The sequence below is a fragment of the Pseudonocardia broussonetiae genome, from assembly GCF_013155125.1.
In the GTDB taxonomy this organism is placed as follows: domain Bacteria; phylum Actinomycetota; class Actinomycetes; order Mycobacteriales; family Pseudonocardiaceae; genus Pseudonocardia; species Pseudonocardia broussonetiae.
Map to the genome: position 1 here is coordinate 1,958,213 of NZ_CP053564.1, position 21,735 is coordinate 1,979,947.

Annotated in this window: 25 protein-coding genes; 11 read left to right on the forward strand and 14 right to left on the reverse strand. The window is 75.4% G+C overall.

The window, feature by feature from the left end; genetic code table 11:
• Positions 1-76: 76 nt before the first annotated feature.
• Complete coding sequence (locus HOP40_RS09655; RefSeq protein ID WP_172156832.1) at positions 77-1,336, forward strand: molybdopterin-dependent oxidoreductase; 1,260 nt, start codon at positions 77-79, stop codon at positions 1,334-1,336.
• Positions 1,333-1,821 carry a hypothetical protein gene (locus HOP40_RS09660; RefSeq protein ID WP_172156834.1) on the forward strand — a complete coding sequence of 163 codons (489 nt, stop codon included), beginning with the start codon at positions 1,333-1,335 and terminating at the stop codon, positions 1,819-1,821. The genes HOP40_RS09655 and HOP40_RS09660 overlap by 4 nt, the downstream gene beginning before the upstream one ends.
• Here the strand turns inward: HOP40_RS09660 and HOP40_RS09665 are convergent.
• Complete coding sequence (locus HOP40_RS09665; RefSeq protein WP_240157601.1) at positions 1,808-2,524, reverse strand: M24 family metallopeptidase; 717 nt, start codon at positions 2,522-2,524, stop codon at positions 1,808-1,810. The two genes, HOP40_RS09660 and HOP40_RS09665, sit on opposite strands and share 14 nt — an antisense overlap.
• A 37-nt stretch (positions 2,525-2,561) precedes the next feature.
• Between HOP40_RS09665 and HOP40_RS09670 the strand changes: the two genes are divergently transcribed.
• Positions 2,562-3,335, forward strand: a complete 774-nt coding sequence (locus HOP40_RS09670) for an alpha/beta fold hydrolase (RefSeq protein WP_275691344.1) — start codon at positions 2,562-2,564, stop codon at positions 3,333-3,335.
• On the opposite strand, the gene HOP40_RS09675 is transcribed toward HOP40_RS09670, so the two are convergent.
• The 3 genes from HOP40_RS09675 to HOP40_RS09685 all read right to left on the reverse strand — a co-directional run bounded on the left by HOP40_RS09675 (position 3,328) and on the right by HOP40_RS09685 (position 5,206).
• Complete coding sequence (locus HOP40_RS09675; RefSeq protein WP_172156840.1) at positions 3,328-3,768, reverse strand: 2'-5' RNA ligase family protein; 441 nt, start codon at positions 3,766-3,768, stop codon at positions 3,328-3,330. The two genes, HOP40_RS09670 and HOP40_RS09675, sit on opposite strands and share 8 nt — an antisense overlap.
• Before the next feature lie 15 nt (positions 3,769-3,783).
• A complete protein-coding gene (locus HOP40_RS09680) occupies positions 3,784-4,647 on the reverse strand; it encodes an HhH-GPD family protein (protein ID WP_240157602.1) in 864 nt (287 codons plus the stop codon).
• 70 nt (positions 4,648-4,717) lie between these two features.
• Positions 4,718-5,206, reverse strand: a complete 489-nt coding sequence (locus HOP40_RS09685) for a beta-class carbonic anhydrase (protein WP_172156842.1) — start codon at positions 5,204-5,206, stop codon at positions 4,718-4,720.
• 300 nt (positions 5,207-5,506) lie between these two features.
• Between HOP40_RS09685 and HOP40_RS09690 the strand changes: the two genes are divergently transcribed.
• Entirely contained in the window at positions 5,507-6,307 is an 801-nt protein-coding gene (locus HOP40_RS09690; RefSeq protein WP_172156848.1) for a hypothetical protein, read from the forward strand.
• 1 nt (position 6,308) lies between these two features.
• On the opposite strand, the gene radA is transcribed toward HOP40_RS09690, so the two are convergent.
• Positions 6,309-7,670 carry a DNA repair protein RadA gene (radA, locus tag HOP40_RS09695; protein ID WP_172156850.1) on the reverse strand — a complete coding sequence of 454 codons (1,362 nt, stop codon included), beginning with the start codon at positions 7,668-7,670 and terminating at the stop codon, positions 6,309-6,311.
• 4 nt (positions 7,671-7,674) lie between these two features.
• On the reverse strand, positions 7,675-8,367 hold the full coding sequence (locus HOP40_RS09700; protein ID WP_172156852.1) for a copper chaperone PCu(A)C domain-containing protein: 693 nt from the start codon (positions 8,365-8,367) through the stop codon (positions 7,675-7,677).
• Positions 8,368-8,592: 225 nt separating this feature from the next.
• Here HOP40_RS09700 and HOP40_RS09705 point away from each other — a divergent pair, with 225 nt between their 5' ends.
• Genes HOP40_RS09705 through ispF form a run of 3 tightly spaced genes read left to right on the forward strand, consistent with a single transcriptional unit; the run spans position 8,593 to position 10,240 of the window.
• Positions 8,593-9,084 carry a CarD family transcriptional regulator gene (locus tag HOP40_RS09705; protein WP_172156854.1) on the forward strand — a complete coding sequence of 164 codons (492 nt, stop codon included), beginning with the start codon at positions 8,593-8,595 and terminating at the stop codon, positions 9,082-9,084.
• Positions 9,085-9,095: 11 nt separating this feature from the next.
• A complete protein-coding gene (locus HOP40_RS09710) occupies positions 9,096-9,776 on the forward strand; it encodes an IspD/TarI family cytidylyltransferase (RefSeq protein ID WP_240157603.1) in 681 nt (226 codons plus the stop codon).
• On the forward strand, positions 9,773-10,240 hold the full coding sequence (gene ispF, locus HOP40_RS09715) for a 2-C-methyl-D-erythritol 2,4-cyclodiphosphate synthase (protein WP_172156856.1): 468 nt from the start codon (positions 9,773-9,775) through the stop codon (positions 10,238-10,240). The genes HOP40_RS09710 and ispF overlap by 4 nt, the downstream gene beginning before the upstream one ends.
• A gap of 55 nt (positions 10,241-10,295) precedes the next feature.
• On the opposite strand, the gene HOP40_RS09720 is transcribed toward ispF, so the two are convergent.
• Positions 10,296-10,670, reverse strand: a complete 375-nt coding sequence (locus HOP40_RS09720; RefSeq protein ID WP_172156858.1) for a VOC family protein — start codon at positions 10,668-10,670, stop codon at positions 10,296-10,298.
• 96 nt (positions 10,671-10,766) lie between these two features.
• On the opposite strand from HOP40_RS09720, the gene cysS reads away from it, so the two are divergent.
• Entirely contained in the window at positions 10,767-12,158 is a 1,392-nt protein-coding gene (cysS, locus tag HOP40_RS09725) for a cysteine--tRNA ligase (protein WP_172156860.1), read from the forward strand.
• 30 nt (positions 12,159-12,188) lie between these two features.
• Positions 12,189-13,175 (forward strand): 23S rRNA (guanosine(2251)-2'-O)-methyltransferase RlmB, encoded by a 987-nt coding sequence (gene rlmB, locus HOP40_RS09730; protein ID WP_172156862.1) that lies wholly within the window; start codon positions 12,189-12,191, stop codon positions 13,173-13,175.
• 15 nt (positions 13,176-13,190) lie between these two features.
• Here the strand turns inward: rlmB and HOP40_RS09735 are convergent, their stop codons facing one another.
• Genes HOP40_RS09735 through HOP40_RS09745 form a run of 3 tightly spaced genes read right to left on the reverse strand, consistent with a single transcriptional unit; the run spans position 13,191 to position 15,852 of the window.
• Positions 13,191-14,033 (reverse strand): metal ABC transporter permease, encoded by an 843-nt coding sequence (locus tag HOP40_RS09735; RefSeq protein WP_172156864.1) that lies wholly within the window; start codon positions 14,031-14,033, stop codon positions 13,191-13,193.
• The gene (locus HOP40_RS09740) at positions 14,033-14,875 is read right to left on the reverse strand and encodes a metal ABC transporter ATP-binding protein (protein ID WP_172156866.1); all 843 of its coding nucleotides are present in this window, start codon (positions 14,873-14,875) and stop codon (positions 14,033-14,035) included. Before HOP40_RS09740 ends, HOP40_RS09735 begins: the two co-directional genes overlap by 1 nt.
• On the reverse strand, positions 14,875-15,852 hold the full coding sequence (locus HOP40_RS09745; protein ID WP_172156868.1) for a metal ABC transporter solute-binding protein, Zn/Mn family: 978 nt from the start codon (positions 15,850-15,852) through the stop codon (positions 14,875-14,877). Before HOP40_RS09745 ends, HOP40_RS09740 begins: the two co-directional genes overlap by 1 nt.
• A gap of 125 nt (positions 15,853-15,977) precedes the next feature.
• Between HOP40_RS09745 and HOP40_RS09750 the strand changes: the two genes are divergently transcribed.
• The gene (locus HOP40_RS09750) at positions 15,978-17,081 is read left to right on the forward strand and encodes a LacI family DNA-binding transcriptional regulator (RefSeq protein ID WP_172156870.1); all 1,104 of its coding nucleotides are present in this window, start codon (positions 15,978-15,980) and stop codon (positions 17,079-17,081) included.
• Between the two features lie 23 nt (positions 17,082-17,104).
• Here the strand turns inward: HOP40_RS09750 and HOP40_RS09755 are convergent, their stop codons facing one another.
• Positions 17,105-17,638, reverse strand: a complete 534-nt coding sequence (locus tag HOP40_RS09755) for a TetR/AcrR family transcriptional regulator (RefSeq protein ID WP_240157769.1) — start codon at positions 17,636-17,638, stop codon at positions 17,105-17,107.
• Between the two features lie 80 nt (positions 17,639-17,718).
• Between HOP40_RS09755 and HOP40_RS09760 the strand changes: the two genes are divergently transcribed.
• On the forward strand, positions 17,719-18,102 hold the full coding sequence (locus HOP40_RS09760) for a DUF3291 domain-containing protein (protein WP_172156874.1): 384 nt from the start codon (positions 17,719-17,721) through the stop codon (positions 18,100-18,102).
• On the opposite strand, the gene otsB is transcribed toward HOP40_RS09760, so the two are convergent.
• From otsB to HOP40_RS09775, 3 genes are read right to left on the reverse strand one after another with little or no spacing between them, the layout of a single operon-like run.
• Positions 18,103-18,846: a trehalose-phosphatase gene (gene otsB, locus HOP40_RS09765; RefSeq protein WP_172156886.1), complete on the reverse strand. Its 744-nt coding sequence runs from the start codon at positions 18,844-18,846 to the stop codon at positions 18,103-18,105.
• Positions 18,843-20,234, reverse strand: a complete 1,392-nt coding sequence (locus HOP40_RS09770) for an alpha,alpha-trehalose-phosphate synthase (UDP-forming) (RefSeq protein WP_172156888.1) — start codon at positions 20,232-20,234, stop codon at positions 18,843-18,845. Before HOP40_RS09770 ends, otsB begins: the two co-directional genes overlap by 4 nt.
• A 39-nt stretch (positions 20,235-20,273) precedes the next feature.
• Positions 20,274-21,686 (reverse strand): threonine/serine exporter family protein, encoded by a 1,413-nt coding sequence (locus HOP40_RS09775; protein WP_172156890.1) that lies wholly within the window; start codon positions 21,684-21,686, stop codon positions 20,274-20,276.
• Between the last annotated feature and the right edge of the window lie 49 nt (positions 21,687-21,735).

Genomic DNA, 21,735 nt, shown 5'->3' on the forward strand with positions numbered 1-21,735 from the left:
GCCGCCCGGGTGGTCCCGGCTTACGGAACGGTGACCGGGCCGTTCCGGGGTGCTCCGGAGGGCTATCACTGCTCCCATGACCCTCGATCGCGTGCGGACCGGGACGCTCCCGCACTGGCGCAGCCCGCTGCGCGGCCCCTGGCTGACGGCGGCGCTCGGGCTGGTGCTGCTGGTGGGCGTGACCGTGCTGGTCGTCACCGGCCTGCTGTCCTACGCCGCCTACGAGCCGGACCTGCCGGGCAACGACGCCACGCCGGGCCGCGCGCTGCTGGGCGCCTACCTGTTCGACTGGCCGACCGACCCGCCCTGGCTCTACCGGCTGACGCAGGGCGCGCACGTCGCGCTGGGCATCGCGCTGGTGCCGGTGGTGCTGGCCAAGCTGTGGTCGGTGATCCCGAGGCTGTTCGAGCTGCCGCCGGTGCGCTCGCTCGGCCACGCCCTGGAGCGCGCGACGCTGCTGCTGCTCGTCGGCGGGATCGTGTTCGAGTTCGTGACCGGGATCCTCAACATCCAGGTCTTCTACGTCTTCCCGTTCTCCTTCTACACCGCGCACTTCTACGGGGCCTGGGTGTTCCTCGGCGCGTTCGTCGCGCACGTGGTGCTCAAGCTCCCGACGATGCTGCGCTCGCTGCGCGATCGCCCCGCCGGGATCGCGCGCACCCGCACCGCCGACACCCGGCCCGAGCCCTACGAGCCGGGCGGCCTGGTGTCGGCCGACCCCGCCCCGCCGACGGTCTCGCGCCGCGGCGCCGCGATGTTCGTCGGCGCCGCCTCGGCCACGCTGTTCGGGCTCTACATCGGACAGACGCTCGACGGCCCGCTGCGCCGCACCGCCCTGTTCGCCCCGCACGACCGCGACCTCGGGGAGGGGGCCAACGCCTTCCCGGTGAACAAGACCGCGGCGACGGCGGGCGTCACGCAGGCGCTGGCCGACGCCTGGCGCCTGGAGCTCGCGGGCCCGTCGGGGACGCGCCGGTTCACCCGCGCCGACCTGCTCGCCCTGCCGCAGCACACCTACGAGCTGCCCATCGCCTGCGTCGAGGGCTGGTCGGTCTCGCGGTCCTGGACCGGCGTGCGGCTGGCCGACCTCGTCCGCCTCGCGGGCGGCACCGACCGCGACCGGCTGCTCGTCGAGTCGTTCCAGGCGGGCGGGGCGTTCGGGCGGGTGAGCCTGAGCGTCGGGCAGTCGCAGGCGGAGCGCTCGCTGCTGGCGCTGTCGGTCGGCGGCGAGGACCTCTCGCTCGACCACGGCTTCCCCGCGCGCACGATCGTCCCGGCGGCGCCGGGCGTGCACGCGACCAAGTGGGTCGGCCGCCTGACGGTGGTGGCGGCATGACCGCGTTCCGGCGGTTCTACGGCGAGCGCCCGCTGCACCTGCTGCTGCACCTGGCCGCGCTCGGCCTGGCCGGGTACGCGGCCAGCCGGGTGCTGGCCGAGGGGGCGCCGTGGCTCGCGATCGCGACCTGGTTCGTCGGCGCCGCGGTGCTGCACGACGTCGCGTTCCTGCCCGTCTACGCCCTGGCCGACTCCGCCGCGCAGGGCCGCCTGCTGCGCCGCGCCCGCCCGCTCCCCGCGGCGTCGGGCGTCGCGTGGATCAACCACCTGCGCGTGCCGGTCGCGTTCTCCGGCCTGCTGCTGCTCGTGTGGTTCCCGCTCATCCTGGGCGGGCGCGAGGACGCCTTCACCGGCGCGACGGGGTTCACCACCGACGTCTACCTCGGCCGCTGGCTCGGCGTCACCGGCGTGCTGTTCGCCGGGTCGGCGCTGCTGTACGCGGTGCGCGTGCGGCGGGCGACCCGGCGCCGCGTCAGCGCAGCGTGAGCAGCTGCTCCCGGAACCCGCCGATCCGCCGCTCCCGGTCGACGAGGTGCACCTCCAGGATCCAGTGGCTGCGCCTGCCTCCGACGTCGGGGCGGCGCATCGGCTTCGTGCTCTCCGGCGCGATGTAGGACTCGATGCGCTCGCCGTCGAGGAGCTCGTGCGGGAACTCCCCGACCAGGTGCCCCGCGTGCGGCCCGCCGAAGTCCCAGCCCGCCGCCTGCGCCAGCCCGCAGACGTGCGCGTACAGCTCGGCGCCGCTGATGTCGGGGGTGGCCTCGAAGTGGGCGCGGGCGTCGGCCCAGATGCGCGGCAGGTCGGCCTGCAGCCGGAGCTTCACCGGGTCGTCGCCCAGCACGAACGTGCGGCCGACGTCGGCCTCCCACTCGGCGAAGACCGGCCCGAGGTCGACGAACACGATGTCGTCGGCCTCGATCACGCGGTCCGGCGGGTTCTGCCGGTAGGGCTCGAGGGTGTTCGGGCCGGCGCGCACCACCCGCTTGTGCCAGTGCTTCTCGACGCCGAACAGCTCGGCGGCCAGGTCGCGGACCCGGTTGCTGACGACCGACTCGCGCTCGCCCGCCGCGATCAGCCCGCGCCGCTCCACCTCGGCGAACAGCTCCTCGGCCTGCTCCTCCGCCGCCACGAGCCGTGCCTCGCGCTCCGCCTCGTCGATGGTCCCCGTGTGCGTCCCCGCGTCCGGCACCGTGCCTCCCGTCGTCGCTACCGCCATCATGGCCCGCGTGCGGACCACGGGCGACGGCAGCGGGCTGGCCGTCACGGAGTTCGGCGGCAGCGGGGAGCCGGTCCTGCTGCTGCACGGGCTGATGGGGTGCGCCGCGACCTGGGCGCCGGTGGCGCGCTGGCTCACCGCGCACGGCCGGGTGCTGGCCGTCGACGCGCGCGGCCACGGGGACTCGCCCGCGCACGGGCCGTGGACGGTCGAGGCGATGGCCGCCGACCTCGCACCGGTCCTCGACGGGCCCGGCGTCGTCGTCGGGCACTCGATGGGCGGCCTGCACGGCCTCGCGCTGGCCGCCGCCCGCCCCGACCTCGTGCGCGCGCTCGTCGTCGAGGACATGGGGGTCGACTTCGTCGGCCGCGACGCCGAGGCCGCCCGCGCCTGGTTCGGCGCGGTGCCCCAGCCGTTCGCGTCCCCCGAGGCGGTGCGCGAGGCGTTCGGGTGGCCGCGCCCGGAGTTCGGCGACTACATGGCCGAGTGCGTCGAGCGCCGCGCCGACGGCCTGCACCTGCGCACCTCGGCCGCCGACGCCGCGGAGATCGCCGGGGAGTGGGCGCGCACCGCTTTCTGGCCGCTGCTCGACGCCGTGCGCTGTCCGGTGCTGCTGCTCGAGGCGGAGGAGTCGGTGGCCCCGCCCGGGCAGATGGCGGAGATGGCCCGGCGGCTGCCCGGCGCCACGCACGTCCGCGTGCCCGGCTCGGGTCACCTGGTGCACCGGGCCGCACCGGAGGCCTACCGGGCGGCGGTCGAGGCGTTCCTGGCCCGGCTCAGCTGACCTCGACGCCGACCACCCGCGCCCGCACCGGCTCCACCGGGTGCAGCGCGGCGAACGCCGCCGCCGGCGCCTGCGCGGCGAGCACGCAGTGCGGGAGCCACGCTCCCGGCAGGTAGGCCGCCACCGGCGCCTTGACGCGCCCGGCCAGCGCGTCGTGGACGGCGGCGTGCACGGCGAGCAGCTCGGCGTCGACGACGGCGGCGAGCACGAGCTCGTCGGGCCGCCCCGCGACGGTGCCCAGCGTGGCGAGCCAGATCGACGGGAGCACCAGCAGCCGCAGCTCGGTCTCCAGCGCGGCCCGCGCGGGCGGCGGGACCACCGACGCCGCGGCGACGGTGATCGCCGGCTCGTCGTCGGGCCCCCCGACGGCGGCGCGCAGGGCCCGCAGCGCGGCCGCCGCGGCGTCGTCGAGCCGGAACCGCACGCGCTGCACGCGGCGGAACCTATCTCACGCCGGGAGGGCGAACCGGCCGTCGTCGTGCTGCTCGGCGAGGCCGTCGACGAGCAGGGAGTGCAGGCAGCGGTCGCGCTGGGCGGCGTCGGACCAGGCGGCGTCGAGCGCGGCCCGCTCGACCGGGTCGGTGGCCGCGCGGAGCACGTCGAGCAGCCGGCCGCGGACCTGGCGGTCGGTGCCGGCGAACCCCTGCGCCGGCTTGCGCGGGCCGTCGTAGGCGGGGCGGCCGGCCGCCTGCCACGCGCACACCGCGATGACGGGGCAGTCGCCGCAGCGGGGCGCGCGGGCCGTGCAGACGACGGCGCCGAGCTCCATGAGCCCGGCCGAGACCACCGCGGCGGTGGCGTCGTCGTCGGGGAGCAGGGCGTCGACGTCGGCGAGGTCGGCGCGGGTGCGGGCGGGCCCGGCGTCACCGGCGCCGTGCACCGCCCGGGCGACGACCCGGCGCACGTTGGTGTCGACGACGGGCGCCCGGCGGCCGTAGCCGAAGGCGAGCACGGCGCGCGCGGTGTAGGAGCCGACGCCGGGCAGCGCCTCCAGCGCGTCCACATCGGACGGGACGGCGTCGCCGTGCTCGGTGGCGATCACGGCAGCGGCCGCGTGCAGGCGCAGCGCGCGCCGGGGGTAGCCGAGCTTGCCCCAGGCGCGCAGCACGTCGGCGCGGGACGCGGCGGCGAAGGCCGACGGTGTGGGCCAGCGCGTCATCCAGTCGAGCCAGATCGGCTCGACGCGGGCCACGGGCGTCTGCTGGAGCATGAACTCGCTGACCAGGACGCCCCACGGGGTGGTGCCGGGGCGGCGCCACGGGAGGTCGCGGGCGTGCGCGCGGAACCAGTCGAGCACCAGTCCGTCCAGCACCGTTCGATCGTGCCACGGAGGTCGTGAGCGGGAACCGCGGCCCTGGCCGTGGTTCCCGCTCACAGGGCCGTCAGGCCACCTCGTTCAGCTTCCCGGTCGCGACGTCGAAGACGAACCCGCGCACCTGGTCGGTGTGCGGGACGAACGGGCTGGACGTGATGCGCCGGACCGACTGGCGGACGTCCTCGTCGAGGTCGGGGAACGCCTCGGCGGCCCACTCGGGCTTGATGCCCGTCTCGTCCTGGATGGAGCGCTTGAAGGCGTCGTCGGTGAAGGTGAGCATCCCGCAGTCCGTGTGGTGGATGAGGATGATCTCCCGGGTGCCGAGCAGGCGCTGGGAGATGGCGAGCGAGCGGATCTCGTCGTCGGTGACGACGCCGCCCGCGTTGCGGATGACGTGCGCCTCGCCCTCGTTGAGCCCGAGGATCCCGTAGACGTTCAGGCGGGCGTCCATGCAGGCGAGGACGGCGACGCCCTTGGCCGGGGGCAGCGGCAGCGGGCCCTGGAAGGTCTCGGCGTAGGTGGCGTTGTGGGCGAGCAGGTCGTCCGTGACGGACATGGGTGTTCTCCGTGGTCTGCGGAAGGGGTGTGCGGGCAGGGAGCGGCCACGCGGCGACCGGGCGGAGGGGGATCGGGTGTCGGTCGCGCTACGCGGCCGGAGGACAGAACCCGTCGAACTCGATGATGCGCCGGCTGGGCCAGAAGGCCTCGAGCAGCATGCGCATCACGCCATGAGTCAACCGTGCTCGGCCCACCGGCGGCAAGTCGGTCCGCCGGACGGGTGGACCCGGCTCGTCTCCGACGCGCCGACGCGCGGACGTCCGCAACTCGTGGTAACTATTCGGATACGCTCCGTCACATGTGGGAGCCGGTCGGTCCGCTTCCCGCCTCGGTCTACTGGAGGCGGCGGTTCGTGGCGATCCTGTCGACGGTCGCCGCGCTCCTCGCCGTCGCCTGGACCGTCGCCGCGCTCCTGGCCCCGCCGGCCACCACCGCCACGGCCCAGCCGGGCCGGGCCGCCATGACCGCTCCCCAGCAGGCCGACCCGTCCCCGGCGCCCGCGTCGTCGCCGGGGGCGGGTCCGTCGGTCACCGGGGACGCCACCGCGGAGGATGCCACGGGCGGGCCGACGCCGGGTGGGGCCACGCCGGACGCGACGACGTCCGAGGTCTCGGCGACCACGTCGGAGATCGTGCTCCCCGACGACACGCCCCGCGCGCCCGTGCCGGTGCCGCCCCCGGTGCCCGTGCCGCCGACCGGGCCGGTGCCGTGCACCAACGACATGATCTCGGTCGCCGCGGAGATCGACGAGCCCGAGCACCGCGTCGGGGAGCGCCCGACGCTGCGGCTGGTCGTCGTCAACATCAGCGAGCAGCCGTGCGTGCGCGACCTCGACGGCGCCCGCCAGGAGATCGTCGTCTGGAGCGGCGACGGCGCGGACCGGCTGTGGTCGAGCAACGACTGCGTCAACCCGACCACGGTGGACCTGCGGACGCTGGTGCCCGGTCAGCCGGTCGCGTTCGCCGTGCGCTGGGCCGGGCGGACGTCGACGCCGGGCTGCGCGCAGGCGCGCACCGAGGTGCCGGCCGGCGCCTACCGGGTGCTGACCCGCGTCGACGACGTCATCAGCCAGCCCGCGCCGTTCCTGCGCAGCCCCTGAGTCACTTGAACATCCGCGCGACCGACGCCAGGTCGTGCACCTCGGTGACCTTCATCCCGGGCGGCCCGGGGCCGGGGTCCGGCGGCACCAGCGCGTGCGTGAAGCCCAGCCGGGCGGCCTCGGCGAGGCGCCGGTCGAGCCCGGTGACGCGCCGGACCTCGCCCGCCAGCCCCAGCTCGCCCAGCACGACCACGTCGGCGGGCAGGGCGACGTCGCTGCGGGCCGACGCGATCGCCAGGGCCATCGCGAGGTCGGCGGCGGGCTCGGTGACCCGCATCCCGCCGACGGTCGCGGCGTAGACCTCCGCGTCGTGCAGCCGCACCCCGGCGCGCTTCTCCAGCACGGCGAGCAGCATCGCGACGCGGGCGTTGTCGAGCCCGCTGACCGCCCGTCGCGGGCTCGGGATGTCCTTGCCGGTGACGAGCGCCTGGAGCTCGGCGGGCAGCGGCCGCCGCCCGTCCATGACGACCGTGACGGCCGTGCCGGGCACCGGGGGGCCGCCGAAGCGGGCCAGGAACAGCCCCGACGGGTCGGGCAGGCCGACGATCCCGGAGTCGCGCAGTTCGAAGCAGCCCACCTCGTCGGCGGGGCCGAAGCGGTTCTTGACGCCGCGGACCATGCGCAGCGTCGAGTGCTTGTCGCCCTCGAACGACAGGACGACGTCGACGAGGTGCTCCAGCACGCGCGGCCCGGCGATGCTGCCGTCCTTCGTGACGTGTCCCACGAGGACCACCGGCAGCCCGCGGTCCTTCGCCAGCCCGGTGAGGGCGACGGTGACCGCGCGGGTCTGCGTGACCCCGCCCGGCGAGCCGTCGACGTCCGCGGTCGACATGGTCTGGATGGAGTCGACGACGAGCAGGTCCGGCCGCAGCTCGTCGATGTGGGCGACGATCGCGCCGAGGTCGGACTCCGCGGCCAGGTAGAGCTCGTCGTGGACGGCGCCGGTGCGCTCGGCCCGCAGCCGCACCTGGCCCGCGGACTCCTCGCCCGTGACGTACAGCACGCGCCCGGTGGCCTTCGCGGCCACCTCCAGGAGCAGTGTGGACTTCCCGACACCGGGCTCGCCCGCTAGCAGCACCACCGCGCCCGGGACGATGCCGCCGCCGAGCACGCGGTCGAGCTCGGACACGCCGGTGGACCGGGCGCGGGCGACGTCCAGCCCGACGTCGCCGATGCGCCGGGCGGGGGAGCTGGGCGCACCGGCCGCGACCACGCGCGGGCGCGCCGCGGCGGGCGCCGCCGCGGCGGCCTCCAGCGAGCCCCAGGCCTGGCAGGACGGGCAGCGGCCGACCCACTGCGCGGCCTGGTGGCCGCACTCCGAGCAGCGGTAGGTGCTGCGCGGGGCCCGGGTGCGGCCGGTCACGGCGTCACGCGCCGGGCTCGTCCTCGCGGGGCTCCTCGGTGGCGCCGACGGGCACGTTGATCGTGACCTCGCCCGCCCGCTCGAAGACCAGCGTGACGTCGTAGGAGACGCCGGCGCGGATGTCGTCGAGCAGGCCGGTGAGCACGATCTGCGTGCCCTCGGCCTCGGCGCCCGACTCGGGCGGCGCGGGCGCGCCCGACGGCGCGCTGGTGGGGGCGGCGCTGGTGGGGCCGGCGCCGGCGGGCGCGGGGGTGGTCGTGGGGGCGGCCGACGGGGAGCGCGTGCCGGTGGCCGGCGGCGCCTCGGCGGCGGGCTCGCCCTCGACGGCGATCGAGCGGCCCGCGGGGATCTCGGTGACGCCGGAGATCGTCACCGAGCTCGCCCAGGGGCTGCTCGCGGAGACCAGCCTGTCGGCCTCCTCACCCTCGTTGATGACGAAGAGGTTGAGCGGCGCGTCGGCGCCGCGGGCGTAGACCGCGCCGCCCTCGGCCTGCTCGCCGTAGACGATGACGGCGTCGCGGACGGCGATCGGGCCGACCGCGGCGTTGCTGCCGTTGACCGCGGCGACCTGCTCGGCGGTGCCGGCGATCTGGCCGGCACCGCAGCCGGTCAGGACCAGGGCCCCGACCAGCACGCCGGCGAGCAGGCCGGACCTCGGGGGCGCGGCGGTGCGGTGGGTGCGCGCGGTGCGGCTCACGGTGGCATCGTCCTTTCCGCGCCGGCGTGGATTCGTCGCGCTCCGGGCGCACCGGCGACCAGGGCTTCCAGCCTAGTCACGGGATCACGACGCGCTGGACGCGGCTGTGCCCACCACGTTTGCGCTTCCTTGTCAAGCCCCTGACCTGCGACGACAGCGCGGCCCACGCGGCGGGGTGCTGGTCGGCCGTGTTAACCTGGGTGCAGCGAAAGGGGCTATGGACACATGGTTTTCAAGGTCGGAGAGACCGTTGTCTACCCGCACCACGGTGCCGCTCTCATCGAGGCCATCGAAACCCGGACCATCAAGGGCGAGGAGCGCAAGTACCTCGTCCTGAAGGTGGCCCAGGGGGATCTCACGGTGCGTGTTCCCGCCGAGAACGCCGAGGTCGTCGGCGTTCGTGACGTGGTGGGGCAAGAGGGTCTCGACAAGGTGTTCGAGGTGCTCCGCGCACCGCACACCGAGGAGCCCACCAACTGGTCGCGCCGGTACAAGGCGAACCTCGAGAAGCTGGCGTCGGGCGACGTCAACAAGGTGGCCGAGGTCGTCCGCGACCTGTGGCGCCGCGAGAAGGACCGGGGGCTGTCCGCGGGCGAGAAGCGCATGCTGGCCAAGGCCCGGCAGATCCTCGTCAGCGAGCTCGCCCTGGCCGAGGGCACCGACGAGGAGCGCGCCGAGGTCCTCCTCGACGAGGTCCTCGCCACCGCCAGCGCCTGATCCCGCACCGCGTGCACGTCCACGCGGTCGTGATCGTCGCCGGGTCCCCGGACGTCCTCACCCCCCTCGGGAGCGCACCCCTCGTGGTGCGCTCCGTGCGGGCGGTGCTGGCCGTGCCGGGGATCCTGCACGTCGACGTGCTGGTCGCGCCGACGCCGCTGCTCTCCCCCGTGGAGCACGCCGGGCTGGTGTCCGCTGTGGATGCCGCGTGCGCTGGGCTGCCCGTCGCCGTGCACGGCTCCGTCACTGCTCTCTGGGCACACGGCGGTCAACGAGCGGGTGGCACGTATGGTGACGGTCCGGTCACCGGTGGTTCCTGCGTGCTCGTCCACGACGCTGCGCGGCCCCTCGTCCCGGTGGCGACGGCACGCTCCGTCGTCGACGCCGTGCTGGCCGGGCACCGGGCCGTGGTGCCCGTGCTGCCGCTGGCCGACACCGTCAAGGAGGCCGACGAGCGCGGCCTGCTGCACGGCGGGCCGGACCGCGCCGCGCTGCGCGTCGTCCAGACCCCCCAGGGCTTCGACGGCGCCCTGGCGGCGTCCGTGATCGCCGCCGCGCTGCCCGATCCGGTGCTGGCGTGGACCGGGGCGGGTGGCACCGTGCACACCGTGCCCGGACACCCGCTCGCGTTCGCCGTCCACGACGACTGGGACCGCGGTCTCGCCGAGCGCGCGCTGGCGGGCCCGGCGTGAGGGTCGGCATCGGCACCGACGTGCACCCGGTCGAGGCCGGGCGCCCCTGCTGGGTCGCCGGGCTGCTCTGGCCCGGTGTCGACGGCTGCGCCGGCCACTCCGACGGCGACGTGGCCGCCCACGCGCTCTGCGACGCCCTGCTCTCGGCCGCCGCGCTCGGCGACCTCGGCGCGGTGTTCGGCACCGGCCGCCCGGAGTGGTCGGGCGCGAGCGGGGTGACGCTGCTGAGCGAGGTGCGCCGGCTCGTGGAGGACGCCGGGTGGACCGTCGGGAACGCGGCCGTGCAGGTGATCGGCAACGCCCCGAAGATCGGCACCCGGCGCGCCGAGGCGCAGCAGGTCCTCTCCGACGCCGTCGGTGGCCCGGTCGCGGTGTCCGGGACGACCACCGACGGCCTGGGCCTCACCGGCCGCGGCGAGGGCATCGCGGCCGTCGCGACCGCGCTCCTCCTGCCGACGCCCTAGCCCCCGACGGCGCCGGACTCGCGCGAGTCGGGCTCTCGCTGCGACCGTGTCGGGGTCAGTCCATCGGGCGCGCCACCATCCACAGGTGGCCGAACGGGTCGGCCAACCGGCCCCCGCGCTCGCCGTACTCCTGGTCGGCCACGGGGAACACCACGGTCGCCCCGTTCGCGGTCATGCGCTCGGCCACCGCGTCGGGGTCGTCGACGTACAGCGCGACGATCACCGGCACGGCGCCCGCCGTGGGTGCGGGGTCGTACTCGTCGGCGTCCTTGACGGCGAACTTCACGCCGTCCACGACCACCATGGCGTGCACGACGTTGCCGTCGGGCCCGGTGAAGCGCTCGGTCACCTCCCCTCCGAAGGCGGCGGTGTAGAAGGCCAGGGCCTTGTCGGCGCCGGCCACGACGAGGCGCGGGTAGAGATCGGTCATGGGTGCCAGGGTGACGCAGCGCGCGCGCCCCGTCGTGGACAAAGCGGATGTCCCCTGCTAGGAGGGGCGCGGCAGGCGGTCCGTACTCTGGACGGTGTGACCCTGCGCCTGTTCGACACCGCCACACGAGAGCAGCGGGACTTCGTCCCCGTGCGTCCCGGGGCTGCGTCGATCTACGTCTGCGGGGCCACGGTGCAGGGGCTGCCGCACATCGGCCACGTGCGCAGCGGCCTCAACTACGACGTGCTGCGGCGCTGGCTCGCCCACTCCGGGCTCGACGTCACGCTCGTCCGCAACGTCACCGACATCGACGACAAGATCCTCACCAAGGCCGCCGACAACGGCCGCCCCTGGTGGGAGTGGGCGGCCACGCACGAGCGCGCCTTCCAGGCCGCCTACGACGCGCTGGGCTGCCTGCCGGCGTCGATCGAGCCCCGCGCCACCGGCCACGTGCCGCAGATGATCGAGCTGATGCAGCGCCTCATCGACGGCGGGCACGCCTACGCCGCGGGCGGCGACGTCTACTTCTCGGTGCGCTCGTTCCCCGAGTACGGCGCGCTGTCCGGGCAGCGCGTCGACGAGGTGGAGCAGGGTGAGGCCGAGACCGGCTGCAAGCGCGACGCCGTCGACTTCGCCCTGTGGAAGGCCGCCAAGCCCGGTGAGCCGAGCTGGCCGACGCCGTGGGGCCCGGGCCGCCCCGGCTGGCACCTCGAGTGCTCCGCGATGGCCACCACCTACCTCGGACCGGAGTTCGACATCCACGGCGGCGGCCTGGACCTGGTGTTCCCCCACCACGAGAACGAGCTCGCGCAGAGCCACGCGGCCGGTGACCCGTTCGCCCGCTACTGGCTGCACAACGCCTGGGTGACGATGGGCGGGGAGAAGATGTCGAAGTCGCTGGGCAACACGCTCGGCATCGACGTCCTGCTGCGCCAGGTCCGCGGCGTCGAGCTGCGCTACTACCTCGTCGGCCCGCACTACCGGTCGGCGATCGAGTTCTCCGACACCGCGCTGCACGAGGCCGTGGCGGCCTACCGCCGCATCGAGTCCTTCGTGCACCGCGTCCGCGAGCGCGCCGGGCTGCCCGGCGTCGGCACGCCGTCGGCCGCGTTCGCCGCCGCGCTCGACGACGACCTCGGCACGCCCGGGGCGCTCGCCGCCGTCCACGGCGCGGTCCGCGAGGGCAACACCGCGCTCGACGCCGGCGACCGCGCCGCCGCCACCGCCGCGGCGGAGACCGTGCGCGCCATGACCGGCGTGCTCGGCCTCGACCCCCTCGACCCCCGCTGGCTCGCCGCCTCCGGTGCCGACGACGCCGCGTCCGCCGCGCTCACCTCGCTGGTCGAGGCGCTGCTCGCGCAGCGCACCGCGGCCCGCGCCGAGCGCGACTTCGCCACCGCCGACGAGGTGCGCGCCCGCCTCACGGCGGCCGGGGTGTCCGTGGAGGACGGCCCCGACGGGCCCACCTGGACGCTCAAAGATGCCTGATCCCACAGTTCCGACGGAGAAGTGACCTAGATGGCCGGCAATTCCCAGCGTCGCGGAGCGATGCGCAAGGACGGCACGAAGAAGGGGATGGTCGTCGGTTCCGGCGGGCAGCGCCGCAAGCAGCTGCAGGGCAAGGGCCCGACCCCGCCCAAGGAGGAGCGCCCCAACCACCCCGCGGCGCGCCGGGCCAAGCTCGCGGAGCGCTCGGCCGCCAACCGCGGCCGGTCCGGCGGCGGCGCCAACCGCCGTCGCGCGGGCGACGGCGAGACGCCGGAGACGGTGCTCGGCCGCAACCCCGTCGTCGAGTGCCTGCGTGCGGGCGTCCCGGCCACGGCGCTGCAGGTCGCCATCGGCACCACCACCGACGAGCGCGTGCGCGAGGCCGTCAGCCTGGCCGCCGACATGGGCATCTCGATCCTGGAGGTCGCGAAGACCGACCTCGACAAGATGTCGGGCGGCGCGCTGCACCAGGGCCTCGCGCTGCAGGTGCCGCCGTACGCCTACGCGCACCCCGACGAGCTGCTGGAGATCGCCGGCGACAGCGGCGACCCCGCGCTCATCGTCGCGCTCGACGGCGTCACCGACCCGCGCAACCTCGGCGCCGTCGTTCGCTCGGTCGGCGCGTTCGGCGGCCACGGCGTCGTCGTCCCGCAGCGCCGCGCGGCCGGCATGACGGCCGTGGCGTGGCGGACCTCGGCCGGCACCGCCGCGCGCGTGCCCGTCGCCCGGGCCACCAACCTGACGCGCACGCTGCAGGAGTACGCCTCGGCCGGGCTGATGATCGCCGGGCTCGCCGCCGACGGCGACGTCACGCTCGACGAGTTCGAGCTCGCCACCGACCCGGTCGTCGTTGTGATCGGCTCGGAGGGCAAGGGCCTGGGCCGGCTGGTCAAGCAGACCTGCGACGTCACCGTGTCGATCCCGATGGCCGGGCCGGTGGAGTCGCTCAACGCCTCCGTCGCCGCCGGCGTGGTGCTCGCCGAGATCTCGCGGCAGCGCCGGGCGCGGCTCCGCTAGACCGTGTCGCGGTAGCTAGCCGACGGCGGCGCGGCCCCGCAGCCGCGCCGCCACCCGGCACCCCACGTAGATCAGGAACGACAGCGTGGCGACGTAGCCGGACACGGGCAGCCCGGGCGCGAGCGACAGCACCGCCCCGCCGACGAGCGCCACCTCGGCGAACAGCACGGCGAGCACGGTCGCGAGCAGCGGGCTGGCCGTCACGCGCGCGGCCGCGGCCCCGGGTGCGATCATCACCGACAGCACCAGGATCGCGCCGACGATCGGCACGGCCAGCGCCGTCGTCAGCCCGATCAGCACCGCGAACACCAGCGACAGCGCCCGCACCGGCACCCCCCGGGCCAGTGCGACGTCGGGGTCGGTGCTGGCGAACAGCAGCGGCCGGTAGAGCACCGCGAGCACGCCGATCACGAGCACGGCGACGCAGGCGAGCACCACGAGGTTGGTGGAGTCGACCGACACGATCGACCCGGTGAGCAGCCCGAACTTGTTCGACGCCCGTCCGCTGTAGAGCGCGAGCAGCAGCACGCCCAGGCCGAGGCCGAACGCGAGGACCACCCCGATCACCGAGTCGCGCTCGCGCTGGCGCAGCCCGAGGATCCCGAACACCAGCCCCGCGACGACGGCGCCCACGACGGCCCCGATCCCGACGCCGACCCCGATCAGCAGCGCCGCGGCGCCACCGGTGAAGGCCAGCTCCGCGGTGCCGTGGACGGCGAACGACATGCCGCGCGAGACGATCAGCGGCGCCAGCGCCCCCGCGACGATCCCGAGCACCGCGCACGCCAGCAGCGCGTTCTGCACGAACGGGAACCCGAGCAGCTCGCCCAGGCCCTCGAAGCTCACGAGCCGGTCCATCAGGCCGACTCCCCGGCGACGGCCACCGGCTCGTGACAGTGGTCGCGGCCGTCGGCGCCGACCACGACGAGCCGGTCGCGCACGCGCAGCACGTCGACGTCGGTGCCGTAGAGCTCGGAGAGCACCTCGGACGTCATGACCTGCTCGGGAGGACCGATCCGGAACCGGCCGTCGACGAGGTAGAGCACGCGGTCGACCAGCGGCAGCACCGGGTTGATCTCGTGGGTGACGAACAGGACGGCGGTGCCGTGGTCGCGGCGCCGGGCGTCGATGAGGTCGGTGACGGTGCGCTGGTGGGCGAGGTCCAGCGAGAGCAGTGGCTCGTCGCACAGCAGCACGTCGGGGTCGCCGACGAGGGCCTGGGCGACGCGCAGGCGCTGCTGCTCGCCGCCCGACAGCCGCCCGACCGGCGCGTCGGCGTACGCCGTGCCGCCGACGGAGGCGAGCGCGGCGTCCACCCGGGCCCGGCGGGCCCGGCGCCCGCGCAGGCCGATGCCGAGGCGGTGCCCGTCGAGCCCGAGGCCGACGAGGTCGCGCCCGCGCAGGGGCAGGTCGGGGTCGAGCGCCTTCTGCTGCGGCACGTACCCGATCGACGGGCTGCCGCGGCGCGGGGCCGCACCGGAGATCCGGACCTCGCCCGCCGTCAGCGGCAGCAGCCCGAGCAGCACCCGCATCAGCGTGGTCTTGCCCGATCCGTTGGGCCCCAGCACGGCGAGGAACTCGCCGGGCGCGACGTCGAGGTCGAGCCCGTCCCACAGCGTGCGCTCGCCGAAGCGGACGCTCGCCCCTCGCAGGGCCACGGCCGGGGCGACGTCACGCACGGGCTCCAGTGTGGCGACCATCAGACGGGGTTGAGCGCGCTGGCCAGTGATTCGACCTGAGCGGTCATCCAGCCGAGGTAGTCGGTGCCCGCGGGCAGGGTCTCGGTGACCTCGACGACGGGCACGCCCGCCGCGTCGGCCGCCGCGCGCACCTGGCCGGTGGTCGGCGTCTCGGTCTGGGCGTTGAGGATCAGGGCGCGCAGCGGGTCGAGCGAGGTGGGGTCGAACAGCGCCAGCGTCTGCGCGACGACGGCGGCCGGCGGGTCGGTGTCCTCCTCGACGGCCTCCGCGAACTCCGGCGGCGTGGCGTCGATCAGGCCGGCGGTCTCCACGAGGTAGCCCGGCACCGGCTCGGTGACGGCGACGCGCCCGCCCGGCACGGACGCGCCGACGGCCTCGGTCCGCTCGATCAGGCCGTCGATCGACGCGCTGAACGCCTCGGCGTTGGCCGTGTAGGTGGCGGCGTTCGCCGCGTCGGCCGCCCCGAGGTCCTGGGCCAGCCGCTGGGCCAGCGCCTGCATCGTCGGCAGGCTGTACCAGAAGTGCTCGTTGAACGCGCCGTGCTCCTCCTCGGAGTGGGCCTCGCCCTCGTCGTGGGGCTCCCCGGCGTCGGCCGGCACGAGGCCGGACAGCGCGGCGACGTCGATCACGGCGGGCTCGCCGCCGGCGTTCTCCAGCAGCTGCGGCATGAACTCGTCGTAGCCGCCGCCGTTGAAGACGACGACGTCGCCGCCCGCGACCGTCGCGGCGTCGGCCGGCGTGCTCTCGTAGGAGTGCGGGTCGGCGGCCGGGTCGTCGATCAGGGACTCCACGGTGACCGTGTCGCCGCCGACGGCCTGCGCGATGCTGCCGTAGACGTTCGTCGAGGCCACGACGGTGAGCGTGCCGTCGTCGGCGGCGGGGCTCGCGCCGCCCGGACCGGCTGCGCCGGAGCCGCAGCCGGCCAGGGCGAGGGCGGCGAGGGCGGTGGTGGCCCCGACCAGCGGGCGCAGACGCATCGACGATCTCCTGTGCTGTAGCGATAACCGTTGTCGATTCACTCTAGCGTGTGGCTCTCACGTGTGGACGGGGGCACGGACCGCCGGGCTTTCGACCCTGGTTCTGAACCGTTACGGTTGGTCTGATGCGCGGATCACGTGAGGCCCGGCGCCCGGCGACGCTCGCGTCCCTGGCCGCCGAGCTCGGCGTGTCCCGCACCACCGTCTCCAACGCCTACAACCGCCCCGACCAGCTCTCCGCCCCGCTGCGGGCGCGGGTCCTGGAGGCGGCGCGGCGGCTCGGCTACCCGGGGCCCGACCCCGTCGCGCGCTCGCTGCGCACGCGCCGCGCGGGCGCCGTCGGCCTGCTGCTGACCGAGGCCCTGTCCTACGCGTTCCGCGACCCCGCCGCCACCGGCTTCCTCGAGGGCCTCGCGCTGGCCTGCGAGCGGGCCGGGTCCGGGCTGCTGCTGGTGCCGGTCAGCCCCGAGCTCGCCGACGTCACCGCGGTGCACCAGGCCGGCGTCGACGGTTTCGTCGTCTACTCCGTCCGCGAGGACGACCCGCACTTCATGGCGGTGCTGGAGCGCCCGGTGCCGACCGTGGTGTGCGACCAGCCGATCAACGTCGAGGGCGTCGACCGCGTCGGCGTCGACGACCGCGCGGCCATGCTCGGCATGGCGCGCCACCTCACGCAGCTGGGCCACCGGCGCATCGGCGTGCTGTGCATGCGGCTGGGCACCGGACGCTACGACGGCCCGGCCGACGTGGCCCGGCAGAACGGCGCCACCTACCCGGTGCAGCGCAACCGCCTGGGCGGCCTGCGCGACGGTCTGGCCGAGGCCGGGATCGACTGGGCGGGCGTGCCGGTGCACGAGCGGTTCGCGCACAGCGTCGACGCGGGCCAGTCGGCCGCCGCGGAGCTGCTGGCCGCGCACCCGGACATCACCGCGATCGCCTGCACCTCGGACATCCTCGCCCTCGGCGCGCTGCGCCACGCCGCCGAGCGCCGGCTGTCGGTCCCCGACGACATCACGATCACCGGGTTCGACGGCGTGCCGGAGGCGCAGCGCGCGGGCCTGACGACGGTGCGCCAGCCCGTGTTGGAGAAGGGGCGCGCGGCGGGCGAGCTGCTGCTCGAGCGCGGCGACCGCAACCGCCCCCGCACCGTGACGCTGCCCACCGAGCTGGTCGTCGCCGCCACGAGCGCGAAGCCCCGCACGCCGGAGCGCTGGTTCTCCGGCTGGTGACTCCTGCGTGACCCCGTCGGGGGTCAGCGGAGCCGGCCGGTCACCGCGCGGGCCAGGTCGGCGACGTCGGTGCCCTCCTCCGGGGTGAGCGCGCCCTCCAGCAGGAGGCTGGCCAGGCCGTGGACGAGCGCCCAGCCGGCGACGGCCGTGGTGGGGTCGTCGTCGACCTCCCCGGCCCCGGTCTCCAGCGCGGCCCCGGCCCGCGCGGCCGCCGCCGCCAGCGCGGGGTCGTCGCCGCGCACGAGGCCGGGCGTGCGCATCACCGCGAAGTGGGCGGGGTGCCCGGTGGTGAACACGACGTAGGCGACGCCCTGCTCGGCGAACCCCCCGGCCGCCTCCAGGGCGTCGGCGAGGCCGGCCCAGCCCTCGGCGGCGAGCGCGGTGAGCAGCCCGGTCTTGTCGCCGAAGTGGTGAGCCGGAGCCGCGTGTGAGACGCCCGCCCGCCGGGCGACGTCGCGCAGGCTCAGCGCGGCGGGCCCGTGCTCCGCGACGGCGTCCAGCGCGGTGTCGAGGAGCGTCCGCCGGAGGTCGCCGTGGTGGTAGGGCACGGCCGCCAGCCTAATCTTGACGTTGACAAGACGCGAGCGACGGGGCATCTTGACGGTGACAAGTTCGTCGAGCCTGCGAGGAGCCGGCCATGCCCGCACTGCCCTGGACCGCCGTCGGACCCCCGCCCGCCGGCGAGGTGCTCGTGATGGCCTCCCGGTTCCGTGTCGCGCGGTTCCGGCACGTCCTGCCGTTCTTCCTGGACGCGCTGCGCGTCCACGCCCAGGTCCGGAAGGCGCACGGCGTGCTCGGCCTCGCCCTGGACGCGCACCCGCTGCGCCGGGAGTTCCTGACGCTGAGCGCGTGGCGCGACCGGGAGTCGCTCGACGCGATGGTCGGCGCGCAGCCGCACCGCGCGGTGATGGCCCGCTACCGCGAGGCCACCGAGGAGTCGGCGTTCACCTTCTGGACGGCGCCTGCCGACGCCCTGCCCGTGAGCTGGGACGACGCCCGTGCCCGCCTGACCGCCGCCTGATCAGGAGCGCAGCTCCAGCAGGAGCTCGAGGAGCCGGGCCACGTCGGGCGGGCCGTCGACGCGGTGACCGGCCGCGGTGTCGCCGGGGCCCACCTTCACCCCGACGTCGCCGTCGCCGAGCCGGACGAACGCCGTCTCGTCGGTGACGTCGTCGCCCACGAACAGCACGGCGTCGGCCCCTGTCCTCTCGCGCAGCACGTCGATGGCCATGCCCTTGGTGACCTGCAGGACGGCGAGGTCCAGCACGTCCTTCCCCGGGGTGGCGTCGACGCCCGGACGCGCGGCCGGGCCGGTGCGCACGGCCTCCAGCACGCGGGCGCCGACCTCGGGCGCGGTGCCGCGCACGTGCACCGCGATCCCGGCCGGCTTGTGCTCCAGCTTCACGCCGGGCTCGCCCGCGACGAGTGCGGTGACGTCGGCGGTGAGGGCGTCGAGCAGGGCGTGCTGGCCGTCGTCGAGGACGGCGCCGCCGTCGTCGAACTCGCCGCCGTGGCTGCCCACCATCCGGACCGGCGCGCCGAAGCCGGAGGTGGCGGCGAGGTCGGCGAGCCCGCGGCCCGACACCAGCGTGACGACCGTGTCGGGCAGCGTGACCAGCGCGCCGATCGCGGCCGCGGCTTCCGGGAGGGGGCGCGCGTCGGAGGGCACGTCGACGATCGGGGCGAGGACGCCGTCGAAGTCGAGCGCGACGAGCAGCCGCGGGACGGTGGCGAGCTCGCGCACCGCCGCGTCGAGGTCGGTCATGAGGGGAGTCCCAGCGCGTCGAGGAAGGAGCGGGCCCAGCGGTCGACGTCGTGGGAGAGCACCTGGCGGCGCAGCGCCCGCATCCGCTTGCGGCTCTCCTCCGGCGGCATCGTCAGCGCCCGGTGCAGCGCGTTCTTGACGCCGTCGGTGTCGTGCGGGTTGACCAGCACCGACTCCTTCAGCTCGATCGCGGCCCCGGCGAACTCCGACAGCACGAGCACGCCGCCGAGGTCGCCGCGGCAGGCCACGTACTCCTTGGCGACGAGGTTCATGCCGTCGCGCAGGGGCGTCACGAGCATGACGTCGGCGGCGACGAAGAACGCGGCGAGCTCGTCGCGCGGCAGCGACTGGTGCAGGTAGTGCAGCACCGGGTGCCCGACGCGGGCGAACGTGCCGTTGATCCGGCCCACCGACTGCTCGATGCCGGCGCGCATCGTCTGGTAGTGCTCGACGCGCTCGCGGCTGGGCGTGGCGAGCTGGATCATGACCGCGTCGCCCGCGTGGTCCTCCTGGAGCAGCTCCTCGAACGCGCGCAGCCGGACGTCGATGCCCTTGGTGTAGTCGAGCCGGTCGACGCCCAGGATGATCCGCTCGGGGTTGCCGAGGTCGTTGCGGATCTCCTTGGCGCGCTGCTGCACCTCGGCGGTGCGCGAGAGCTCGTCGAGGTGCGCGGAGTCGATGGAGATCGGGAAGGCGCCGAGCTTGACCGTCCGCTCCCCGTAGTGGACCTCGTTGCGCGCGCCGGGCTTGGCGTCGGTGAAGCGGGTGGCGAGCCAGCGGAAGTTGCGGACGCCGCCGGGGGTGTGGAAGCCGACGAGGTCGGCGCCGAGCAGCCCCTCGACGATCTCCTTGCGCCACGGCAGCTGCTGGAAGAGCTCCGTGGGCGGGAACGGGATGTGCAGGAAGAAGCCGATCCGCAGGTCGGGGCGCAGGGCGCGGAGCTCGGCCGGGAGCAGCTGGAGCTGGTAGTCCTGGATCCAGACCGTGGCCCCCGGCGCGGCGACCTGCGCGACCGCCTCGGCGAAGCGCTTGTTGACGGTGACGTAGGCCTGCCACCAGTGCCGGTGGAACGCCGGCGGGGCGACGACGTCGTGGTAGAGCGGCCAGAGCGTGCCGTTGGAGAAGCCCTCGTAGTAGTCCTCGACCTCCTGCGCGGAGAGCCGGACCGGGTGCAGCGCCAGGCCGTCCTCGACGAACGGCTCGGCGTCGGCGTCGGCGAGCCCGGGCCAGCCGACCCAGGCGCCCTCGCGGCTGCGCAGCATCGGCTCCAGCGCCGTGACCAGGCCCCCGGGGCTGCGCTTCCAGCGCTCCGTCCCGTCCGGGAGCTTCTCCAGGTCGACGGGGAGCCGGTTGGCCACCACCACGAACTCGGCGTTCTGCTGGGCCACTGACTCTCCTCGTCGTGCGGGGCTTCGACGGGCGTGAGCCTACGCGGGGGAGGCGTCCGGCGCGGGGTCCGAGACGGTCCTCCCGCCGGGCCGCCGCGGGCCGGTCAGGAAGTCGCCGAACGCCACGCCGGCGGCCAGCGCGAGGCCGATGCCGAGCGCGAGCGTGATCGTGACCAGGCCGTCGGCGACGCCCTCGACGGCGAGCTGGTAGAAGCCGCGGTAGGCGCTGAACCCGGGGAGCAGCGGCGTGATGCCGGCCAGCGTGATCACCAGCGGCGGCACCCCGCCGCCCCGGCGGAACAGCCCCGCGGCGAGCCCGACGACGACCGCCGCGATTCCGGTGGCGGGCACCGGGCCGATGCCGACGACCTGCACCACCAGCCCGTAGGTGCCCCAGCCCGCCGCCCCCGCGATGCCGGCGGCGAGCAGCGACCGGGCCGGCGCGTAGCCCGCCAGCGCGAAGCAGGCCGCGGCCACGGCGGCCGCCGCGAGCGACAGGCCGAACCGACCGGCGCCCGAGGGCAGCTCGCCGGCCACCTCCAGCGGCGGCGCGAACTCCAGCCCGACGCGCAGGCCGAGCACGACCCCGACCAGCAGGCCCGCGGAGAGCAGCGCGATCTCGACCGCGCGCCCGGCCGCCGTCACGTAGTAGCCGGTGATGGCGTCCTGCACCGTGCCGACCACCGAGAGCCCCGACAGCAGCACGGTGATCGTCGCGGCGATGACGAGCGAGGGCCGCGTGCCCGGCGGGAACGCGCCGAGGCCGAACAGCGTCACCGTCGCCCCGGTGGCCAGGGCCCCGCCGACGACCTGCTGGAAGAACTGCGGCAGCCCGCGCCGGTTGAGGACGCGGCCGATCCGGTCGATCACCGCGGTGACGGCGAACGCGGTCAGCCCGGTGATCAGCGCGCCGCCCAGCAGGATCGCGATGGAGGCGGCGAGCCCGGCCCACCCGACGGTCGCGACCCAGCGCGGGTACGGGTGCCGCGCGCTGACGGCCTCGGACAGCTCCGTCGCCGCGGTCCGCACGTCGACGACCCCGGCCTCGATGCGGTCGATCACGCGGCCGACGGCGAGCAGCCGCGTGAGGTCGAGCGAGCGGTACTGCACGAGCCGCATCGACGTCACCGGCGCCGCCGTCATGCCGCGGTGGCAGCAGATCGTCATGGAGGTGAAGGTGATGTCGACGTCGACCGCCGACAGCCCGCACGCCGCGGCGATCCGCAGCATCACGTGCGTCGTCTCGTCGACGCTCTCGCCGCTGGACATCAGCACCTCGCCGATGCGCATGCAGAGGTCGAGGACCTCCTGCACGCGGGCGTCGTCGGGCACCTGCGGCCCGATCGGCCAGAGCAGCTGCATGCTCGGCGGGCCCGGCTGCAGCAGCTCGTGCGCCTCGCGGCGGAGCTTGCTGCGCACGCGCCGGGCGAAGTGCGGGCTGTGGTCGGGCATCGTCAGCCGCTCGTGACGGCGCGGGTACTGCGGGGCATGGGGCCAGGGT

Coding starts and splice junctions, on each gene's coding strand:
- rlmB (WP_172156862.1), top strand. CDS start 12,189: ATGGCCGGCAATTCCCAGCGTCGCGGAGCGATGCGCAAGGACGGCACG.
- HOP40_RS09775 (WP_172156890.1), bottom strand. CDS start 21,686: ATGCCCGACCACAGCCCGCACTTCGCCCGGCGCGTGCGCAGCAAGCTC.
- HOP40_RS09685 (WP_172156842.1), bottom strand. CDS start 5,206: ATGTCCGTCACGGACGACCTGCTCGCCCACAACGCCACCTACGCCGAG.
- HOP40_RS09660 (WP_172156834.1), top strand. CDS start 1,333: ATGACCGCGTTCCGGCGGTTCTACGGCGAGCGCCCGCTGCACCTGCTG.
- HOP40_RS09735 (WP_172156864.1), bottom strand. CDS start 14,033: ATGGACCGGCTCGTGAGCTTCGAGGGCCTGGGCGAGCTGCTCGGGTTC.
- HOP40_RS09760 (WP_172156874.1), top strand. CDS start 17,719: ATGCCCGCACTGCCCTGGACCGCCGTCGGACCCCCGCCCGCCGGCGAG.
- HOP40_RS09740 (WP_172156866.1), bottom strand. CDS start 14,875: ATGGTCGCCACACTGGAGCCCGTGCGTGACGTCGCCCCGGCCGTGGCC.
- otsB (WP_172156886.1), bottom strand. CDS start 18,846: ATGACCGACCTCGACGCGGCGGTGCGCGAGCTCGCCACCGTCCCGCGG.
- HOP40_RS09745 (WP_172156868.1), bottom strand. CDS start 15,852: ATGCGTCTGCGCCCGCTGGTCGGGGCCACCACCGCCCTCGCCGCCCTC.
- HOP40_RS09750 (WP_172156870.1), top strand. CDS start 15,978: ATGCGCGGATCACGTGAGGCCCGGCGCCCGGCGACGCTCGCGTCCCTG.
- HOP40_RS09690 (WP_172156848.1), top strand. CDS start 5,507: ATGTGGGAGCCGGTCGGTCCGCTTCCCGCCTCGGTCTACTGGAGGCGG.
- HOP40_RS09655 (WP_172156832.1), top strand. CDS start 77: ATGACCCTCGATCGCGTGCGGACCGGGACGCTCCCGCACTGGCGCAGC.
- HOP40_RS09720 (WP_172156858.1), bottom strand. CDS start 10,670: ATGACCGATCTCTACCCGCGCCTCGTCGTGGCCGGCGCCGACAAGGCC.
- HOP40_RS09705 (WP_172156854.1), top strand. CDS start 8,593: ATGGTTTTCAAGGTCGGAGAGACCGTTGTCTACCCGCACCACGGTGCC.